This window comes from Rhizorhapis sp. SPR117 (genome assembly GCF_021742065.1).
The window spans coordinates 1-571 of the sequence record NZ_JAKKIE010000225.1 but is presented as its reverse complement, the minus strand read 5'-3'; the positions used below and the strand labels follow the sequence as shown (position 1 = coordinate 571).

The following is a 571-nucleotide window of genomic DNA, read 5'->3' as shown; positions in this document are numbered from 1 at the left end:
AACGGGATTGCCAAGTGCATCGGTGGCAGCATGAACCTTGGTGCTCAAGCCGCCTTTTGACCGTCCCAGCGCGTGAGCTTCAAACCGATCTTCGGATCGATCGCTTTTTTTGGGGCACCTGCACTGTGCTGATGGGCGCGCACAATGGTGCTGTCGACGAGGATATATTCAAAGTCGGCGTCATCGCTCAACGCCTTGAAAAGACTCTCCCAAACGCCGCTACGGCACCAGCGGTTGAAGCGCTGGTAAACGGTGTGCCAACGGCCAAACTCCTTCGGCAGAACCCGCCAGTGTGCCCCCGACCAGGCCAGCCACAGGATCGCTTCCACAAACAGCCGATTGTCCCGCCCGGTCCGTCCAGGATCGGTCGTCTTGCCCGGCAAATGCGGCGCCATCCGCTCCCAAACCGTGTCACTCAGTTCCTGTCGATCCATCCATGCTGACCTCCATCCCAGCCAGCAGCTTGAATCAGACTTTTATGGCTTTGGGAATCCATGAATGTAAACACCACCTAGTCACCTGAATCCGAAGTTCGCTTCATTGTTTTCTGGCAGAAGCGTTTGACGGCGGC

1 pseudogene is annotated in these 571 nt (G+C 57.1%); it reads right to left on the bottom strand.

From position 1 onward, the window contains the following. Window positions 1-434: pseudogene (locus L3X40_RS22115) on the bottom strand (IS5 family transposase); the annotation flags it as partial. Window positions 435-571 lie beyond the last annotated feature (137 nt).